Below are 17,489 nucleotides of genomic sequence, written 5' to 3'. Positions count from 1 at the left end.
CCCGCCAGGTTTTTGCTTTGCCGCAGGGTCTTGCCGCAAAATCGTGGGAACCCTCGGGTCAAGCCCGAGGGCAGGCTTTTGCGGAACCTGCTTAGTCACTTTTTGGTCTCCTGCCACACGCCTCTGGACTTGAGGCCGTCGGCCACCTCCTTGGGCATATAGTTCTCGTCGTGCTTGGCCAGCACGCTGTCGGCGACGAAGACGCCGTCCGGGCGAAAAATGCCTTCAGTGATGACGCCCTGCTCCTCGCGGAAAAGGTCGGGAAGAATGCCGGTGTAGGTGACCTTGACCTGCTTCTGGTTGTCGGTCACCGAAAAGGCGACGGTGGTCCCCTGACCGCGCACGATCGTGCCTTTTTCGACGAGGCCGCCGAGCCTGATACGCTGCCCGGGCTGCAGGCTGGCGGTGGTCAGATCGGCGGGCATGTAGAAGTAGGAGGCCTTCTGGCCGAGCGCGTAGAAGGTCAGGCCGGTGGCGGCACCGAGGAAGGCCAACCCTCCGGTGATCACCGACAGTCGTTTCTGCTTGCGCGTCATTTTTTACTCCGTCGCCGTCAGGCCAAGCGAGACGGCAAAGGCGGTGAATTTCTTCGCTTCGTCACTATCGGGGCCAAAAACGGCGATACCGCGATTGAGCGCGTCACGCGCCTGATCGGCCTTGCCCAGCACGACATAGGAACGAATAAGCTGCATCCATCCTTCCACATCGCGCGGGTTTTGCCGCAGTTTTTCATCAAGTCCCGCAACCATGGTGTTGATCATCGCTTCCCTATCCTGCGGCGACATCGACGCGGCGGCATCGACATCCCCGGCGTTCGGGCCTTTTGCAGGTACTCCCGAAGCGACGCTGCGCCTGGCGGATTCGGCCAGTGCCTGCTCGACGGCGCCGCGCCAGGGCGAGTCCTGTGGCAAGGCCGCGAGCATTTTCTGCCAGCCAATCGTCGCCTCCTCGATGCGGCCTTCCTGCGCCATGCCCATCGCCAGATAAAAGCTGGCCTTCGGATTCGCCGGATCGAGCTTCAGCGCCGCCTCGAAGGCTGCCTGAGCATCGGCCGAGACAATGCCGCCCGCTTCGCTGGCGATCGCCTCGCCGAGGCCGGCCTGGCGGGTTGCGCTGTCGCCGTCGAGGCGAATGGCGTTGCGGTACGCCGTCACCGCGTCGGAGAACCGCTGCATGCGCTGATAGATTGGCGCCAGCACGTCCCAACCCCTGCCATCGGACGGGTTGGCGGCAAGGTGGGCCTCGGCGCGTGCCACCAGTTCGTCGACCGAACTGTCGGCGGGATTCTTGGCCAGTCGCTCGCTGAGCGGCTGCGACGGCAGATCGGGCGAGCCGAGTTGGCTGTACAAGCCCCAGCTGACCAGCGGGACCGCCAGGACCGCAGCCGTCGCAACCAGCCTGGTCGCCATCGACGGTTGCCGCGCCGCTGCCTTGTCGGCGGCATTGTCCAGGCGAAGGATGCGACGGGCGATCTCCGCACGCGCCTCTTCGGCCTCCGCCGGCTGGATCAGGCCACGCGCCACGTCGCGGTCAAGCTCGGACAGCTGGTCGCGATAGACTTCAAGGTCATGATCGCTGCTCGTCGAATCACCCTTCGGGCCGGCGGCCAGCGGCAGCAGCACCGCCAGGCTTGCACCCAGCGTGAGAATGGCGGCTATGACCCAGAACAGCATGTTTCTTCCAATAACGGCAGAGCCCTGCCCTGCCAACACAGGCGTCCTGCGACGCTTTGACGGCAGATGCGTCGCATGTCCTTGATTGATGTCAACCGGACCCAAAGCGCGTCGTGCTCGACCGGCCTAAGCGACGCGCTTTAGATAGTTGTTTTCATGCACGTCGTCATCGCAAAACCGCTGCACACCCTCGGATCAGGCCCGGGCTTGGCCCGAGGGCATGCTTTTGCGCGACATGCATTATCCGGCCGGTCGTTACGTCAGCGGCGTCCAGCTGCCATCGGCGTTGCGGCAAGCGGTTCCGCGCGCGGTGGCGCCGGCGGCGCCGGTAAACACCGTATGGGTGTATTGTCGGCAGTCCTGCGAGCCGACGCGATAGGGCTGGGCGGGCACGACTTCACCGTAATGCGCCGACCGATCGCTCTTCCACGTCACCTTCTGGCTGCTCGCCGTGTACTCGAGCGCCCTGTATTCCGCCTCCAGCGCCTTGCGCTTTTCGGGGCCGCTCAAGCCGGTACCGATCGATCCGCTGACGAGGCCGCCGCCCATGGCGGAAATGACCGTCGTCGCGATCTTGCCTTCACTTGGCGGCGTTGCGGCCGGCTGCGGCGCCACCGTGGGGCCAGGGTTGCTGCCCAGCGTCGTGCAGCCGGAAACGGCCAGCAGTGCGGAGACGAGCGCGACGCGAATCTTCATGCCAAAAACCGGTCTCTTGAGTTAAAGCTGGGGGCCGCGCCATCGGGGAAGTCGGCGTGGCCATAGTGTCGATGTTTGTCGGAAATTTGGCCGCGGCCGACGGCTCCGGGACCAGTCGACATGCCGCCATATCACGCACCGTCGATCAATGTCGACTGGCCCAGCAAAAAGCATAGGCCTAGTGAAGGCTCCGCAATCGAACCACCGCCTTCAACCCGCCCATGCTGGACTGTTCCAGAGCCAGAACGCCTCCGTATTCGTTGACGAGGTCGGCGACAATGGCAAGTCCAAGCCCGGTGCCCGGCTTTGTCTCGTCGAGACGCCGTCCGCGCTTCAGCGCCTCGCGTGCCTTGTCTTCCGGAATGCCCGGGCCGTCATCCTCGATGCTGATCTCGAACAGGTTGACGGCACCCTCCTTGCCGGCGCCACTCTTCTTGTCGGAGCCAGTCTTCTTGGCGGAGATTGGCGCCACCGATACCGCGACCGCGCTCTTTGCCCATTTCATGGCGTTGTCGAGCAAATTGCCAAGCAATTCTTCCAGATCCTCGCGTTCGCCGGCAAAGACGATATCGACTGCCGGCAGCGAAAGTGAGAGGTCGGTCTGCGGATTGAGTTTTTGCAGCACGCGCACCATGCGCTGGACCAGCGGCGCCACCGGCGTGCGGTAGACGACGCTGTCGCGTTGCGCCGCAACGCGGGCGCGCTGCAGATAATGGTCGATCTGCTTCTGCATCGACGCGGCCTGTTCGGCTATGAGCTGGCCCTTGGCGCCGCCGAGCGCCCGTCCCTCGTTGATCAGCACCGCCAGCGGCGTCTTCAGCGAATGGGCGAGGTTGCCGACCTGCGTCCGCGAGCGCTCGACGATACGCTTGTTGTTTTCGATCAACGCGTTGGTCTCGTTGGCGAGCGGCTCGATCTCGGCGGGGAAGCGACCGTCGAGCTTTTGCGCGGTTCCTTCGCGCACCATGGCGAGAGCGTCCCTGACCCGGCGCAATGGCTGCAGGCCCAGCAGGATGGCGATGGCGTTGATGGCGATCATGCCGACGCCGAACAGCGAAAGATAGGTCAGCAGGCGACGCTGAAAGGCGCTTATCTCCTGCTCGAGCTCGGTCCGGTTGCCCATGACGCGGAAGCGCGCTGCGCGATTTTTCGCGTCGAGAACGAATTCGCTCTCGAACACTTCCAGTTCCTCGCCATCGATGCCTTCTGTCGTATAGCTGCGCTGGAAGCTGGCATTGAACGGAACTTCGGCGACGCTTGGCGACAGGATCGCCGTGGTCATCGAGGAGGAGTGCAACTCACCACTCACGCCTTCCGACGCAGGCTCCACCGACCAGTACCAGCCGGACTTCGGCTCCGAGAACCGAAGGTCGCCCAGGTCGGGAGCGCCGGTCAGCGAACCGCCTTCGGACACGCCGACCGAGCCGATCAGATTGAACAGATGCGCCGACAGCAGGCTGTCGAAACCGCGCTCGTTCGCCTGGCGATAAAGGGTCGTGATCAGCGTGAAGATGACAATCAGGGTGAGTATCGCCCAGACCGTGGAAAAGGCGATCACCCGGAACGCCAGCGAACGCGGCCCGAACCGCAGTGAAAGCGGCGTCCTTGCAGTCTGTCTGAGCGGTTCCGCCTTACGCCTCCGGCTCACGCATTCGATAGCCCATGCCGCGAACGGTTTCTATCATGTCGATGCCCATCTTCTTGCGAAGCCGCCCGACAAAGACCTCGATTGTGTTGGAATCGCGGTCGAAATCCTGATCGTAAAGGTGCTCGACCAACTCGGTTCGGGACACGACCTCGCCCATATGGTGCATCAGATAGGCAAGCAGGCGAAATTCGTGCGACGTCAGCTTCAACGGCACGCCGTCGACATCGGCCTTGGAGGCTTTGGTGTCGAGCCGCAACGGCCCGCAGGTCAGCTCCGACGACGCATGGCCGGCCGCGCGCCGGATGAGCGCTCGGACCCTGGCCAGCACCTCTTCGATGTGGAACGGCTTGGTGACATAATCGTCGGCGCCGGCGTCGATGCCGGATACCTTGTCGCTCCAGCGATCGCGCGCCGTCAGAATCAGGACCGGCATCTTGCGGCCGCCGCGCCGCCAGCGTTCGACCACGCTGATGCCGTCCATCTGCGGCAAGCCGATGTCGAGCACCACGGCGTCATAGGGCTCGGTGTCGCCGAGGAAATGCCCTTCCTCACCGTCGAAAGCCCGGTCGACAACATAGCCGGCATCGACCAGCGCGTCGGATATCTGCCGGTTCAGATCCTTGTCATCTTCGACGACGAGTACGCGCATGCGGGAATCATACCCAGTTGAAGAATCGGCCTGTTGAAAAATCGGCCTGTTGAGGAACTGGACGTCAGATATAGGCCGATTCCAGCGCCTGGGATACGGCAGGCATCAGTTCAGCGGAACGACGATCTCCGTGCGGCGCGGACGCTGCCCATCCTTGCCCGGAACCAGCACGACGATGACGCAGACCGGCTGGCCACCGCGCGTCGACTGCGACGCCTTGGCCAGCGTGCCGCCATTCTGCTCGGCGACCTGCTGACCGATCGCGTAGCAGTCGGAGGCGGCCAGGACGATCGGCCGGTTCTGCTCGGGCACGACGACCGGCAGCGCCGTCGCCTGCGACGCAAACAGACCGGCAGCGCAGAGAGCAAGTGTCGCGGTTGGGAAGTGGGAGCGAAGCGTTTTCATGATCAGCGTCCTAACGCATCGGTGCTGAACGTGATATGAACATTGCCTGCAACACATGCCTGTCTCACCCCCTGAAATGCGACACAACCAACCCCGGTGATTTGGCCGCCCCAACCCGGCAAATCCAGGCGCCAGTCTAGACTGTGTTGCAGCCTTATTGAAAGCGCGTCAGGCGTTTTCTTCCGTCACGGCACGAAAGCGCAGCAGCCCGTGACAGGCTGAAAGATCCTCGTCGTAACGGACCTCGGTGAATTCGAGCCTGAGATTGACGCGGTGATGCTCGTCGAGCGCGAGCGCCGCATCCTGGAGGCGGGCGCTGACCATGTCCATCACGTCGAGCATTTCTTTCCTGGCCTCGGATTTCGACCAGAAATGCAGAGTGAAAAGCTGCTCGGCGTCTTTCTTCCTGCCTGTTACCCAATCATAGACGCTGGTCCGGCCGAACGTCACATAGGGAAACGGGATGTTTTCCGGGACATGGTCGAATAGTTTTGCGCCGCCCAGCGCCGCTGACAGGGAACCGTCAGCGTCCAGCGCCTGGAACAAGGCCTTCTGCAACGCGGCAGCCGGCGCGGTCATTGTATTCTCCCTCGCCCGTCGCGGCTGAACAGGCCTTGTGCCGTCAACGATTCGTGCTTGCAGCGTAGCCGCGTTGAGGTTGCTGCGCCAGATCAGGGGGATCTCAGGTGGCTACCCACACCTTTCATTTGACATGCAAGGTGTTTGAAAAACGGTGCTATGGAGTGTTTGTTTCTCCAGACCTTCGAGGTTGTTTTCGTGCGCGAGCCATCGCTGCTGCCTGTTTTCGGAAAGCTTGGGATCAAGACGCCAGTCGTCGTTGCGGCGGCGCCGACCATGTCGAAAAGCATTAAGAACATTGTGTCCCGCATGCGGGAGGTTCTGTCTTCATACGGAGGCCTAGCCTTGAAGCTGTTCGTCGTCGTTTGGACGGTCCTTGTCCTGGCGGCAGTGTTCTACATCACGCAGGCCTGACCAATCGCATTCATCGATCGGGGGCGGAAACGCAGCCCGTCGAGCTTAAGCACCAGGTCTTGGTTGGCATGAACACGCGCGATGCAGACGCGATGGTCGGATCGGCTGAACAGCCGAGACGTCAAGCGACGGGCAAAGGCGGAGAGCAAGCCCTGATCCTGCCGTTCACTCGGCACATTCGTGCGCCTGGATCGGATCTGACGCGTTGGCCCTGAACGCGATGACGTTCGGGATTTAACGAAAATCGGCCGCGGTCAGCACATATATGCTTTTGCGGGTTCGGTCATAGGCATTCCTGGCGACGTCGTGGATGGAGCTGGAAGCCGTATCGAAGGCGGCGAGATAGGTGGCTTCTGCAGTTGGTGTCCCTGACTCTGCCTTCGAGATGGCATCCGTGGCGACGGAGAAGGAAATCTGGAACATGCCGTCATGGCCGACGAAGCGGATGCGTTTGCCCGCCTCGTCGTAGCTGCGGCTTCGATTGGGAAATGTCAGGCTCATGACTTGACCTCCGTTGATGCAACGTCTGCTTTCTTGATCGCCCGCGACGCCCGCTTTTTCTTGGGGGCGACGGGATTGAGGGCCTCCGCGGCGCGGTCGGCCTCTTCCTTGGCCAGCCGCAACGCCCGCAATCTTGCCGTCTTGATGGTCCTGGCCTTGGCCTCTGAAACATATTCGGCCGTTGCCTGGTTGCGTTCCGCGGTTTTCTTCTGCTTCTCCATGAAGCGCGCTTCGGCTTTTTCCATGATGTTCTGGCTAACTTCCGCCATCGATTAAAACCTCCTTTTTGGCTGCAATGATGAAAATGATTTTCTCCCTTAAAATAGTCACTCGATGTGGAAAAATCAAATTCTGACCTATTTTTGATCGAGCAAATTTCTGAAGCGAAAAGGCAAAATAATACTATTCAATGTTTTACGGCGGCCAACGAATATTTTTTGGCACTCCTATCTATCGAGTGCTAACGCGCCTATAGAAGGGAGCGGCCGCCTAAGCTGGCCCCAGAAAGAAGTTTCCATGAAATTCCGGCCACTCCACGATCGCGTCGTCATTCGGCGCGCCGAAAGCGACACCAAATCCAAGGGCGGCATCATCATCCCCGACAATGCCAAGGAAAAGCCGCAGGAAGGCGAAGTGATCGCCGTCGGGCCGGGCGCGCGTGACGAAAGCGGCGCGCTGATCGCGCTCGATGTCAAGGCCGGCGACCTCATCCTGTTCGGCAAATGGTCCGGCACCGAGGTCAAGATTGACGGAGAGGACCTTCTGATCATGAAGGAGGCCGACATCATGGGCATCATCGACAAGAGCGAGATGGGCATCATCGACAAGAGCGAGATGGGCATCATCGACAAGAGCGAGATGGGCATCATCGAGAAGACCGGGGCTGCCAAGAAGGCCGCCTGATTGGAGCGCCGCGCGTCTGGACGCGCAAAGGACGCTCCAAATTTTTGATTCAGGCGGTGCTGACAGCGCCCTGCCGCAACCAACCGAACTGGAAAAAAGATGTCTGCCAAGGAAATCAAATTCTCCACCGATGCGCGTGACCGCATGCTGCGTGGTGTCGAAATCCTCAACAACGCCGTCAAGGTGACGCTCGGCCCCAAGGGCCGCAACGTCGTCATTGACAAGGCCTATGGCGCACCGCGCATCACCAAGGACGGGGTGGCGGTAGCCAAGGAAATCGAGCTTTCCGACAAGTTCGAGAACATGGGCGCGCAGATGGTGCGCGAAGTGGCGTCGAAGACCAACGACCTTGCCGGCGACGGCACCACCACCGCCACGGTGCTTGCCGCTTCCATCTTGCGCGAGGGCGCCAAATTCGTTGCCGCCGGCATGAACCCGATGGACCTCAAGCGCGGCATCGACCTTGCCGTTACCGCTGTCGTCAAGGAAATCCAGGCACGCGCCAAGAAGGTCAAATCTTCCGGTGAAATCGCGCAGGTCGGCACCATTGCCGCCAATGGCGACACCACCGTCGGCGCCATGATCGCCAAGGCGATGGACAAGGTCGGCAATGACGGCGTCATCACCGTCGAGGAAGCCAAGACCGCCGACACCGAACTCGACGTCGTCGAGGGCATGCAGTTCGACCGCGGCTATCTCTCGCCCTATTTCGTCACCAATGCCGAGAAGATGCGCGCCGAGCTGGAGGACCCTTACGTCCTCATCCATGAAAAGAAGCTCGGCAATCTGCAGGCGATGCTGCCGATCCTCGAAGCCGTGGTGCAAAGCGGCAAGCCGCTGCTGATCATCTCCGAGGACGTCGAAGGCGAAGCGCTGGCGACGCTGGTCGTCAACAAATTGCGAGGCGGCCTCAAGGTTGCGGCCGTCAAGGCGCCGGGCTTCGGTGACCGCCGCAAGTCGATGCTGGAGGACATCGCGGTGCTCACCGCCGGCCAGGTGATTTCGGAGGACCTCGGCATCAAGCTCGAAAACATCACCATCGACATGCTAGGCCGCGCCAAGCGCGTGCTGATCGAAAAGGACACGACGACGATCATCGACGGCGCCGGCGAGAAGGCCACGATCCAGGCGCGTGTCCAGCAGATCAAGGGGCAGATCGAGGAAACCACTTCCGACTACGACAAGGAGAAGCTGCAGGAGCGGCTGGCTAAGCTCGCCGGCGGCGTCGCGGTCATTCGCGTCGGCGGCGCGACCGAGTCCGAGGTCAAGGAAAAGAAGGACCGCATCGACGATGCGCTGAACGCCACGCGCGCGGCAGTGGAAGAAGGCATCGTTCCCGGCGGCGGTGTCGCGCTGCTGCGCGCCAAGGCCGTGCTGAACGGGCTGACCGGAGCCAATGCCGATGTGACGGCGGGCATTTCGATCGTGTCGAGAGCGCTCGAAGCGCCAATCCGCCAGATCGCCGAGAACTCCGGCGTCGAAGGTTCGATCGTTGTCGGCAGGCTCACGGACAGCAAGGATCACAATCAGGGCTTCGACGCCCAGAACGAGACCTATGTCGACATGATCAAGGCCGGCATCGTCGATCCCGCAAAGGTGGTGCGGACCGCGTTGCAGGATGCCGGGTCGATCGCGGCGCTGCTGATCACCGCGGAAGCCATGATCACCGACATTCCGGCAAAAGACACTGCGCCTTCGGCCGGCATGGGCGGCTACTGACCACCCCTCCCGTAAATAGGCCTGCAAGGCCTGGCCCCAGCAAGGCCGGGCGACCGATCCCAACATCAACCAGGAAGGAACTGTCCGTGGCCACACAAAGCAGCAAGCCATCTCTCGCGCGTCGATGGGAAGATTACCAGCCGGCCAAATCCACGCTTTTGTGGGCATGCGCTGCAACCGTCGTCGCCACACTGATCATCGGTTTCAACTGGGGCGGCTGGGTGACCGGCGGCACCTCGCGCGCGCTGGCGGCCACCGCCGGCGATACGGCGCGCAGCGAACTGGCCTCGGCGGTCTGCGTCGATCGCTTCAATACGGCGCCCGACGCGGCCGCCAAACTTGTCGAGTTCAAGGCCATAACTGACAGCTACAAGAAGCGGCAGTTCATCGAGACGGGCGGCTGGGCGACCATGCCCGGAAAAACCTCGCCCGACAGGCTGGGTGCGCAAAGCTGTGCGGTCGCTCTCGCCACCTAACATCTTCGACCTCTCGGAGAGAACGTGCTCTTGACGAGAGCCCGAAAGACAGCCGCCGGGGCATCCTCCGGCGCGCAGCCGTCGGCAAGGAGATCGATCCATGATTGCATTCGTCCCGAAGCCAAATGCTGTAGTAAAGACCAAAGTGGCCGAGGAAAGCCGCTTCGATCGCATTCGCAGACTCGCGCCGCCGACAATCACAGGAAAGCCGATGCCGGCACGATCCGCCGCGACCCGCAGAAGGCAGGCGACAAGCGCCCCATGTAACGCGCGCTTGCTGAACTACATCACGAGACCGGTGCTGCGCCACCCTCTTCCGTGCGCCGCGCAATGAATTCGTCGAGAACACCTGATGTGGCAGCGGCGCAAGCCGGCGGCCGAAAATCGGCCAGCAGCCGTTTCCAGATGCCGGTGGCGCGCTCCGTGGCGGTTCTTGACCCGGCCTGCGTCCAGTTGCCGAAATTCGACCAGTCGGCGACCAGCGGCTCGTAGAATGCGGTGCGGTAGCGCGCCATTGTGTGCCCGGCCGAGAAGAAATGCCCGCCCGGCTGCACTTCGGCGATAGCCTCGAAGCCGATCGCGGCCTCGTCGCCGGGCGTCGCCGCGCAGAGTTCCGCGATGGTCTGCAGCGCCTCGATATCGGTGATCAGCTTCTCGAACGAGACGCTCAACCCGCCTTCGAGCCAGCCGGCAGCATGGATGCAGACCGTCGCGCCGGCGAGCACCGAACCCCACAGCGCGAACTGCGTTTCGTGGGCTGCCTGCGCGTCCGAAATGTTGGCGGCACTGCCGCCGCCGGACCGCCAGGGAAGGCCGGTGAAGCGTGCAAGCTGACCGGCGCCGAGCGTCGCCTTGACGTGCTCCGGCGTGCCGAAGGCCGGCGCTCCGGACTTCATGTCGACATTGGAGGAGAAGGAGCCATAGACAACCGGCGCGCCCGGCCGCACGATCTGGGCCAGCGTCAGCCCGGCCAGCGCTTCGGCGTGCTGCAGCGTCAGCGCGCCGGCCACGGTGATCGGCGCCATGGCGCCGGCCAGGCAGAAGGGCGTGATGATCAGCACCTGCCCCGCCTTGGCAAAGTCGATGATGCCTTGCGCCATCGGAATGTCGAGTTGACGCGGCGAGTTGGTGTTGATGACGGTGTAGCAATGAGCGCCCGAACGGAATTCGTCCTCGGACAGGCCGCGCGCCAGCCGCAGCATCTCGAAGCCGTCCTCGACCTGCGGTGTGCCGCGCGCGAAGACGAACGGCAGTTTGTCCGACAGCGTCAACTGCGCGCGGTTGACGGCATAATGGCGGAAGCGGTTGTCGATGTCCTGCGGCTCGATGCAAGGTCCCAGCATGTGCAGCACGTCGAAATGCTGCACCAGGCGAATGAGATCCTCGAAAGCGGCAAGCGTTCCGGGCCGCCGGCCGTGCTCCAGATCGGTGACGTTCGGCGCCCCGGATCCTGCCAGGAACGTCATCGAGCCGAGATCGAGCGTCAGGTCGCGGGCACGGTCACCGGCATGGGCGCGGATCGATTTCGGCGCCGAGCCCAGCGCCGCCGCGACGATGTCGCGGCCGATGCGCACCATCTGGCTGTCCTCGTCGACCAAAGCGCCGGCACGGGCAAGAATAGCGCGCGCCTCCGGCAGCAGCACCTTGACGCCGAGTTGCTCGAGCACGCGCAGCGCCGTGTCGTGGATCGCGGCGACCTGGTCGGCCGAAAAGATCGGCTGCGGCAGAAACGGGTTCTTCAGCGAACGATAGTCCGGCCGGCGGCTGGTCTCGCTGCCGGCCTCGCCGGTTCGTCCGCGCCTGCGTTCGCGCCTGAGGTTGCGTGCGGCGTCATCGACCATGGCGGATACTCCTCATTGCCGTATTGCCCTGCGTTGCGGATCGTAGGCAGGAGCCGCGATGACGCGCGTTGGCCGCTCGGCCCAGTTCGTTGAGGCAGACAGGATACTTGCACTGTACATATGTGTCTAGTACGGTTGTATGCAGTTCGCCCTCATGCCTATTGTGCGGCCATGATCATGATTTCTCCGCAGGACGAGCCGGCGTCCGGCAACACCAAGGTGACGCGCCTGGACTGGATCAATCTTGCTCTCCAGACACTGATTTCAGACGGCATCGCAAGCGTGCGCGTGCTGCCGCTTGGCCAGAAACTCGGCGTATCGCGCTCAAGCTTCTACTGGTATTTCGAGAGCCGTCAGGACCTGCTCGACCAGTTGCTTGCGCATTGGCGGGACACCAACACCAAGTCGATCATCGAACGCGCGCAGCGGCCGGCCGAAAGCATCATCATGGGGGTCATGAACGTGTTCGAATGCTGGGCGGACGAGCGCCTGTTCGATCCCAGGCTCGACTTCGCCATCCGGGAATGGGCGCGTCGCTCCGAGGACGTGCGCCGGGCCATCGACCAGGCCGACAATGACCGACTGGGTGCGATCCGCGACATGTATCGACGGCATGGCTACGGCGAAGAGGATGCCTTCATCCGCGCCCGTGTGCTCTACTACATGCAGATCGGCTATTATGTGCTCGACCTCAAGGAACCGGTCGAGGCGAGGGTCAGTCATCTCGCCGCCTATCTGCGCAGTTTCACCGGCCAGGAGCCAAGCGATGCCGACGTGGCGCATTTCATGCGCTTTATCGCGGCGCGTTAAGTGAGTGCGAGGTGGCGGAGGTGGCAGGCCCGACCCTGGTATCAACAAACTGTACCGCGAAAGCCCCCCTTACCCTTGTGAGCGAGGCCAAAATGGACAAATAGTCTGGTAGGAGTGCCGCTTCTCGGTGGGAGGCGTAGCCGCAGCCGGATCTTGGAATGGCCAGTCCTTTGAAAACACGCAGGAGAAGGGGTCCGATTGCCGCAAGACTGCTGGCGGCGGATGCGTGGTTCGATTCCTCGCTCTACGAGACCGGCTTCAAGGCGCGCCGGTTCTGGGAAGCGGCCACCATTTTTTTCCGGCGCTTCCGCGTCTCCGGCTGGCGCCGCGGCATCATCGAACTGTTGAGCGAAGGTTTCACGCTCGGCGCCGGCGGCATCGTCGTCATGCTGGCGCTCGCCTTGCCGGCCTTCCAGGAAACCGCCGGCGACTGGCGCGCCCAGGGCGATTTCGCCATCACCTTCCTCGACCGCTACGGCAATGAGATCGGCCAGCGCGGCATCATCCAGCGCGATTCGGTGCCGGTCGACGAGATGCCCGACCAGGTCATCAAGGCGGTGCTGGCCACCGAGGATCGGCGTTTCTTCGATCACTACGGCATCGACGCGCTCGGCCTTTCGCGCGCGATCTTCGCGAATGTGCGGGCGAATTCCGTGGTGCAGGGCGGCTCGAGCATCACCCAGCAGCTGGCCAAGAACCTGTTCCTGACCAATGAACGGACGTTGGAGCGGAAGGTCAAGGAAGCCTTCCTGGCGCTATGGCTCGAGGCCAATCTGTCGAAGAAGGAGATCCTGCAGCTCTATCTCGACCGCGTCTATATGGGCGGCGGCACGTTCGGCATCGAAGCGGCCGCCGATTTCTATTTTGGCAAAAGCGTCAAGGATGTGAACCTCGCCGAAGCGGCGATGCTGGCCGGCCTGTTCAAGGCACCGACCAAATACGCGCCGCACATCAACCTGCCTGCTGCCAGGGCGCGGGCCAATGTGGTGCTGTCGAATCTCGTCGAAGGCGGCTTCATGAGCGAGGGTCAGGTGCTGCAGGCGCGGCTGCATCCGGCTGAAATCGTCGACCGCGGCGAGCAGAAGAGCCCGGATTACTACCTCGACTGGGCATTCGAAGAGGTCAAGAAGATCGCCGCGAAGTCCGGCCAGCATTCGCTGGTCGCCCACACCACTTTCGACGCCAACATCCAGAAGGCGGCGGAAGAATCGATGGAGTTCCATCTCCGCCAGTTCGGCAAGGAATACAACGTCACCGAAGGCGCCATGGTCGTCATCGAAACCAATGGCGCAGTCAGGGCGATCGTCGGCGGCCGCGACTACGGTGCCAGCCAGTTCAACCGCGCCACCAAGGCGCTGCGCCAGAGCGGCTCATCGTTTAAACCCTACGTGTACGCAACGGCGATGGAGCACGGCTTCACGCCGGACTCCGTCGTTTCCGGCGCGCCGATCTCCTGGGGTGCCTGGTCGCCGCACAATTACAATGACGGACGGGCCGGCAAGGTCACGCTGATCACGGCGATGGCCAAATCGGTCAACACCGTGCCGGTGCGGCTGGCCAAGAATCATCTCGGCATCAAGCCGATCAAGGCGATGGCGGAAGCCATGGGCGTCGAATCGCCGCTCGAATCGCACAAGACGATGGTGCTCGGCACATCGGGTATGACCGTGATGGACCAGGCGACAGGCTTTAGCGTGTTCGCCCAGAACGGCTTTGTCGGCTCCCGGCATGGCGTCACCCAGCTCGTCACCCGTACCGGCGAGGTGGTTTACGATTTCGCCAAGGATGCGCCGCCGCCGCGCCGTGTGCTCTCGGAGCAGGCGCTGAAATCCATGAACACCATGCTGGCGGCGGTGCCGGTGATGGGCACGGCGCGGCGCGCTGCGCTTCCCAATATCGTTTCAGCCGGCAAGACCGGCACAACGCAGTCTTACCGTGACGCCTGGTATGTCGGCTTTACCGGCAACTATACGGCTGCCGTGTGGCTCGGCAATGACGACTTCACCCCGACCAACAACATGACCGGCGGCTCGCTGCCGGCGATGGTTTGGCAGCGGCTGATGGTCTATGCGCACCAGAATATCGACCTCAAGCCGATCCCCGGCCTCGATCATCCCTTCGTCGACGAAGAGATCGCCGCCAAGGCCGAGGAAGCGGAAAAGAAGAATGCCGAGCAGGCAGCGGCCGACACTGCCGCCGAGCGGCCGCCGGTGCTGTCCAGCCAGACGACGCGGGCGCTCAGGGACATCACCAGGCTGTTCCAGTCGGCGCCCGTCCTCCAGGCGCCTGCGACACCGGAGACCCTGTCGGCGCTTTGATGCCGGCACGACGGGCCAGGCCATCCCTCGCGCCGCAATTCCACAGAGGTCCGCTTGCCATGGCCCCCTGCCCCGCGATATCCCCGAGCGGCACTCCTCTTGCCCGCGGCTCTTCATGTTCAAGAACGCATTCCTGACGCTCCTCGCGCTTGCCATAGCCATCGGCGGCGGCGGCGGCAGCGTCTGGTACGCTCTCAAGACGCAGGATGGCATTGGCGCGATCAGGATCGGCCAATGGACGGCGTTTCCCGATATCGGCACGCAGACGGCGGATCCTTACTCGAAAGCCCGCGTGGCGCGCGAGGGTGTCCTTGCACTCGGGCAGGCAGAAGGCCTGTCGTTTATCGCCGAACGCGATTCCGATGGCGAACTATTGAAACGCCAATGCGCCTATGAAATCGAAGGCGGGTTTCCCACAGCCCGGTTCTGGACCCTCTATGCCGCCGATCGGTCGCTCGGCGTGGTCGAGACCGGCAAGCCAAGGCTTGCGGCACTTCAGTCCTACCAGGTGCTGCGCCAGCCCGACAATTCCGTGCTTATTTCCGTCAGCAACCGCCCCGCGCCCGGCAACTGGCTGCTTTCCGACGGCTTCGGCCGGATGTATCTCGTGCTGACATTCTACGACACGCCGATCGCCAGCAGCACGGGCCTTTCGGATGTCACGCTGCCGCAGATCGTGAAGGTCGGCTGCAATGCGTAGGCTGCTGCACGCGATCCTGCTCGGCCTGCTTGGCGCCGGCATCGTACACATCATCGTGCTGCTGCTCGCCCCGGAATTTTCCGAACGCAATGCCTGGTCGCGGCTGGCCATGGCCTCCAACCTTTATCGGATGACCAGGCTGGACGCTGAGGCCGGCGGTACGCCTGTGGTGAAGTCGGTCGATCCGCTGTTTTATGCTGCGGCTTGCCGCTTCGATCTGTCCGATGGGATGGTTCGGGTGAAGGCACCGGGAAACGTCCCGTTCTGGTCCGTATCGGTCTATGACCGCAGCGGCCATAACATCTACTCCTTCAACGACCACAGCGCGACCGGAAGGGTGCTGGACAGTATCGTATTGACGCCGGCGCAGATGATCGAGATCCGCAAGGATCTCCCGGAGGAATTGCAAGGGGCAATCTTCGTCGAAGCGCCGATCGACGAAGGCATGTTCGTCATCCGCTCCTTCGTGCCCGACGACAGCTGGAAGCCGACCGTGTCGCGGTTTCTCGAGCAGAGTTCCTGCGAGCTGCAGGACTACTGACGTCAACCGAAACATGCCGCCCGTTGCGGCCCATGCCTTGCGAGCCGCCGCGGCGCTCATTCAAGGAGATAGAGCGTCCTTTGCGCGCCCAACAGGGCGCGGCGAATCCATTCAGCCGCGACGCGCTTTAATGATGCGGAACAGGCAACGTCCCCGACGTCCCCGGCATCGTCCTTGACGAACCCGGCTTGTCCGGACCGGCGCCTGGCCGCGTCTCGCCCGTCAGTGGCGGTTGCTCGTAGCGGACGCCGGGGAAAATGATCACCGCCGCCGGCGCTCCGGTGTTTCGGTCTGCTCGATTGGTTGCCGCCGTTCGCGGCACGAAAGACAGTACCATGCCCATGGTTCGTGCATTCCTCTCGGTTGCCCCGGAGCACAACGCAACGCCTCCAATCTGATTAAGGAGCCAGTAGGTTAACGGAACGCTAACGGATCGCCGCTAATTTGATCTTTGTTCTGAGGTCAGGAAGTCCTGACCCGTGGCAAATGCGAAACCGACACAGTCCCGGTCGAGCATGGTCAAGATTGTGTCGAGTGTCAGGCGTATCCTTCGTGTCATCTGCGGATTTCAGGCAAATCGCTATACGGGCTGAATCGGGAAAGGCCGAAAGGCTGTTCCGCGCCACGGTGTCGGCGTTCTGTTCGCTCACCCGCCCTTCGCGCCGGGAGATCGCGCAACTTGAGGATCTGACGCTGCCGCTTTTCGCCGATGTGTCGGTCGAATCGCGCCGCTACGTCGCCGCCGCCCTTTCCGAATGCGAATATGCGCCCGCTGCGCTGGTCCGGCGGCTTTGCGAGGAGCCGGTCGACGTTGCCGCGCCGCTGCTCATCCGCTCGCGCGCGCTCAGCGATATCGACCTCATCGCGCTGATCGGCCGCCATGGCCTGCCGCATGCGCGCGCCATTGCGCGCCGCAAGGATCTGAACCCGACCATCGCCCACCTGATCAGGGCGCTTGAAAAGCCGACGCTGGTGAGCGTGCGGCAGCCTGAGGCGAACGCCAAGGCGGTGCCCGAAAGCGCCGAAGTCGTCGCCGATAGCAGCCAGCAGGTGCCCGGCGCCGCCGCCGAGGCTGCACGGCGCCGGCTGCGGTCGATGATGCGTGATGCCGAAAGCGGCGGCGCGACGATCAATCCGTTCGCCGGCGCTAACACCTATGTCAAACTGCGCGAGACGGCGCTGACCGGCAATGCCGCATTCTTCCAGACAGCACTGGCCGACGCGCTCGCGATCGATTTTTCAACGGCGCGGTCGCTCATCGCGAACCAGAACTACACGTCGCTGCTGGCTGCCCTGCGCGCGCTCGATCTCGGCGAAGAGAGGGCGTTCCTGATCACCGCCGCCGTCTATCCCACAGAGTTCTCGCATCCGCAGGCCATCCGCATCTTCCTCGACCGCTATCGGCTGCTGCATCGCGACGCAGCGCTGGACAGGCTACGCGGCTGGAAAGCCGAGACACTGTCGAAGGCCATTCGCAATGCCGGACCGATCGCGGCAAACGCCGACGTCCGCAAAGCGGACAGCGACAATGCTGCCGCCAGCCCTAAAGCGCGTCGCGTTTGACCCGCCGTCGCGCCTGAAAAGAGATTCAAGCGAACGCTCTAAGCCTTTGTCTG

At 62.8% G+C, this 17,489-nt stretch carries 19 protein-coding genes; 9 read left to right on the top strand and 10 right to left on the bottom strand.

Annotated elements, in window-relative coordinates; genetic code table 11:
• Window positions 1-95 precede the first annotated feature (95 nt).
• The 7 genes from ccmE to AC0L2A_RS09010 all read right to left on the bottom strand — a co-directional run bounded on the left by ccmE (window position 96) and on the right by AC0L2A_RS09010 (window position 5,650).
• Entirely contained in the window at window positions 96-536 is a 441-nt protein-coding gene (gene ccmE / locus AC0L2A_RS09040; protein WP_473608432.1) for a cytochrome c maturation protein CcmE, read from the bottom strand.
• Between the two features lie 3 nt (window positions 537-539).
• Window positions 540-1,673 (bottom strand): c-type cytochrome biogenesis protein CcmI, encoded by a 1,134-nt coding sequence (gene ccmI / locus AC0L2A_RS09035; RefSeq protein ID WP_473608431.1) that lies wholly within the window; start codon window positions 1,671-1,673, stop codon window positions 540-542.
• 255 nt (window positions 1,674-1,928) lie between these two features.
• A complete protein-coding gene (locus AC0L2A_RS09030; RefSeq protein WP_236371790.1) occupies window positions 1,929-2,369 on the bottom strand; it encodes a hypothetical protein in 441 nt (146 codons plus the stop codon).
• 178 nt (window positions 2,370-2,547) lie between these two features.
• On the bottom strand, window positions 2,548-4,017 hold the full coding sequence (locus tag AC0L2A_RS09025) for an ATP-binding protein (protein ID WP_473608429.1): 1,470 nt from the start codon (window positions 4,015-4,017) through the stop codon (window positions 2,548-2,550).
• On the bottom strand, window positions 4,001-4,666 hold the full coding sequence (locus tag AC0L2A_RS09020; RefSeq protein ID WP_023800820.1) for a response regulator transcription factor: 666 nt from the start codon (window positions 4,664-4,666) through the stop codon (window positions 4,001-4,003). The genes AC0L2A_RS09025 and AC0L2A_RS09020 overlap by 17 nt, the downstream gene beginning before the upstream one ends.
• A gap of 105 nt (window positions 4,667-4,771) precedes the next feature.
• Window positions 4,772-5,071, bottom strand: coding sequence for a hypothetical protein (locus AC0L2A_RS09015; RefSeq protein WP_023800821.1), 300 nt, complete (start codon window positions 5,069-5,071; stop codon window positions 4,772-4,774).
• A 168-nt stretch (window positions 5,072-5,239) separates the two neighbouring features.
• Window positions 5,240-5,650 carry a DUF3168 domain-containing protein gene (locus tag AC0L2A_RS09010; protein WP_128247459.1) on the bottom strand — a complete coding sequence of 137 codons (411 nt, stop codon included), beginning with the start codon at window positions 5,648-5,650 and terminating at the stop codon, window positions 5,240-5,242.
• Between the two features lie 168 nt (window positions 5,651-5,818).
• Here AC0L2A_RS09010 and AC0L2A_RS09005 point away from each other — a divergent pair, with 168 nt between their 5' ends.
• Window positions 5,819-6,064, top strand: coding sequence for a hypothetical protein (locus AC0L2A_RS09005; protein WP_236371796.1), 246 nt, complete (start codon window positions 5,819-5,821; stop codon window positions 6,062-6,064).
• A 234-nt stretch (window positions 6,065-6,298) separates the two neighbouring features.
• Here the strand turns inward: AC0L2A_RS09005 and AC0L2A_RS09000 are convergent, their stop codons facing one another.
• A complete protein-coding gene (locus AC0L2A_RS09000; RefSeq protein ID WP_027152775.1) occupies window positions 6,299-6,565 on the bottom strand; it encodes a DUF1488 family protein in 267 nt (88 codons plus the stop codon).
• On the bottom strand, window positions 6,562-6,834 hold the full coding sequence (locus AC0L2A_RS08995; RefSeq protein WP_027152776.1) for a hypothetical protein: 273 nt from the start codon (window positions 6,832-6,834) through the stop codon (window positions 6,562-6,564). Before AC0L2A_RS08995 ends, AC0L2A_RS09000 begins: the two co-directional genes overlap by 4 nt.
• Window positions 6,835-7,081: 247 nt before the next feature.
• Here AC0L2A_RS08995 and AC0L2A_RS08990 point away from each other — a divergent pair, with 247 nt between their 5' ends.
• The 3 genes from AC0L2A_RS08990 (at window position 7,082) to AC0L2A_RS08980 (ending at window position 9,663) form a co-directional block, all read left to right on the top strand.
• Window positions 7,082-7,468 carry a co-chaperone GroES gene (locus tag AC0L2A_RS08990; protein WP_473608428.1) on the top strand — a complete coding sequence of 129 codons (387 nt, stop codon included), beginning with the start codon at window positions 7,082-7,084 and terminating at the stop codon, window positions 7,466-7,468.
• Window positions 7,469-7,567: 99 nt separating this feature from the next.
• Window positions 7,568-9,187: a chaperonin GroEL gene (gene groL / locus AC0L2A_RS08985; protein ID WP_236371803.1), complete on the top strand. Its 1,620-nt coding sequence runs from the start codon at window positions 7,568-7,570 to the stop codon at window positions 9,185-9,187.
• 86 nt (window positions 9,188-9,273) lie between these two features.
• Window positions 9,274-9,663: a hypothetical protein gene (locus AC0L2A_RS08980; protein ID WP_473608427.1), complete on the top strand. Its 390-nt coding sequence runs from the start codon at window positions 9,274-9,276 to the stop codon at window positions 9,661-9,663.
• Window positions 9,664-9,950: 287 nt separating this feature from the next.
• Here the strand turns inward: AC0L2A_RS08980 and AC0L2A_RS08975 are convergent, their stop codons facing one another.
• Window positions 9,951-11,504, bottom strand: a complete 1,554-nt coding sequence (locus AC0L2A_RS08975) for a trimethylamine methyltransferase family protein (protein WP_473608425.1) — start codon at window positions 11,502-11,504, stop codon at window positions 9,951-9,953.
• Window positions 11,505-11,675: 171 nt separating this feature from the next.
• Here AC0L2A_RS08975 and AC0L2A_RS08970 point away from each other — a divergent pair, with 171 nt between their 5' ends.
• From AC0L2A_RS08970 to AC0L2A_RS08950, 5 genes are all read left to right on the top strand, one after another.
• Window positions 11,676-12,314, top strand: coding sequence for a TetR/AcrR family transcriptional regulator (locus AC0L2A_RS08970; protein WP_473608424.1), 639 nt, complete (start codon window positions 11,676-11,678; stop codon window positions 12,312-12,314).
• 158 nt (window positions 12,315-12,472) lie between these two features.
• Window positions 12,473-14,632: a transglycosylase domain-containing protein gene (locus tag AC0L2A_RS08965; RefSeq protein WP_027152779.1), complete on the top strand. Its 2,160-nt coding sequence runs from the start codon at window positions 12,473-12,475 to the stop codon at window positions 14,630-14,632.
• 115 nt (window positions 14,633-14,747) lie between these two features.
• Complete coding sequence (locus AC0L2A_RS08960) at window positions 14,748-15,332, top strand: DUF1214 domain-containing protein (RefSeq protein WP_091590369.1); 585 nt, start codon at window positions 14,748-14,750, stop codon at window positions 15,330-15,332.
• Window positions 15,325-15,873, top strand: coding sequence for a DUF1254 domain-containing protein (locus AC0L2A_RS08955; RefSeq protein ID WP_027152781.1), 549 nt, complete (start codon window positions 15,325-15,327; stop codon window positions 15,871-15,873). The genes AC0L2A_RS08960 and AC0L2A_RS08955 overlap by 8 nt, the downstream gene beginning before the upstream one ends.
• Window positions 15,874-16,425: 552 nt before the next feature.
• The gene (locus AC0L2A_RS08950) at window positions 16,426-17,436 is read left to right on the top strand and encodes a hypothetical protein (RefSeq protein ID WP_167366300.1); all 1,011 of its coding nucleotides are present in this window, start codon (window positions 16,426-16,428) and stop codon (window positions 17,434-17,436) included.
• Window positions 17,437-17,489 lie beyond the last annotated feature (53 nt).

Source organism: Mesorhizobium sp. WSM4844 (assembly GCF_055811775.1).
The sequence above is the reverse complement of the archived record's forward strand: the minus strand, read 5'-3'. Positions and strand labels throughout refer to the sequence as shown.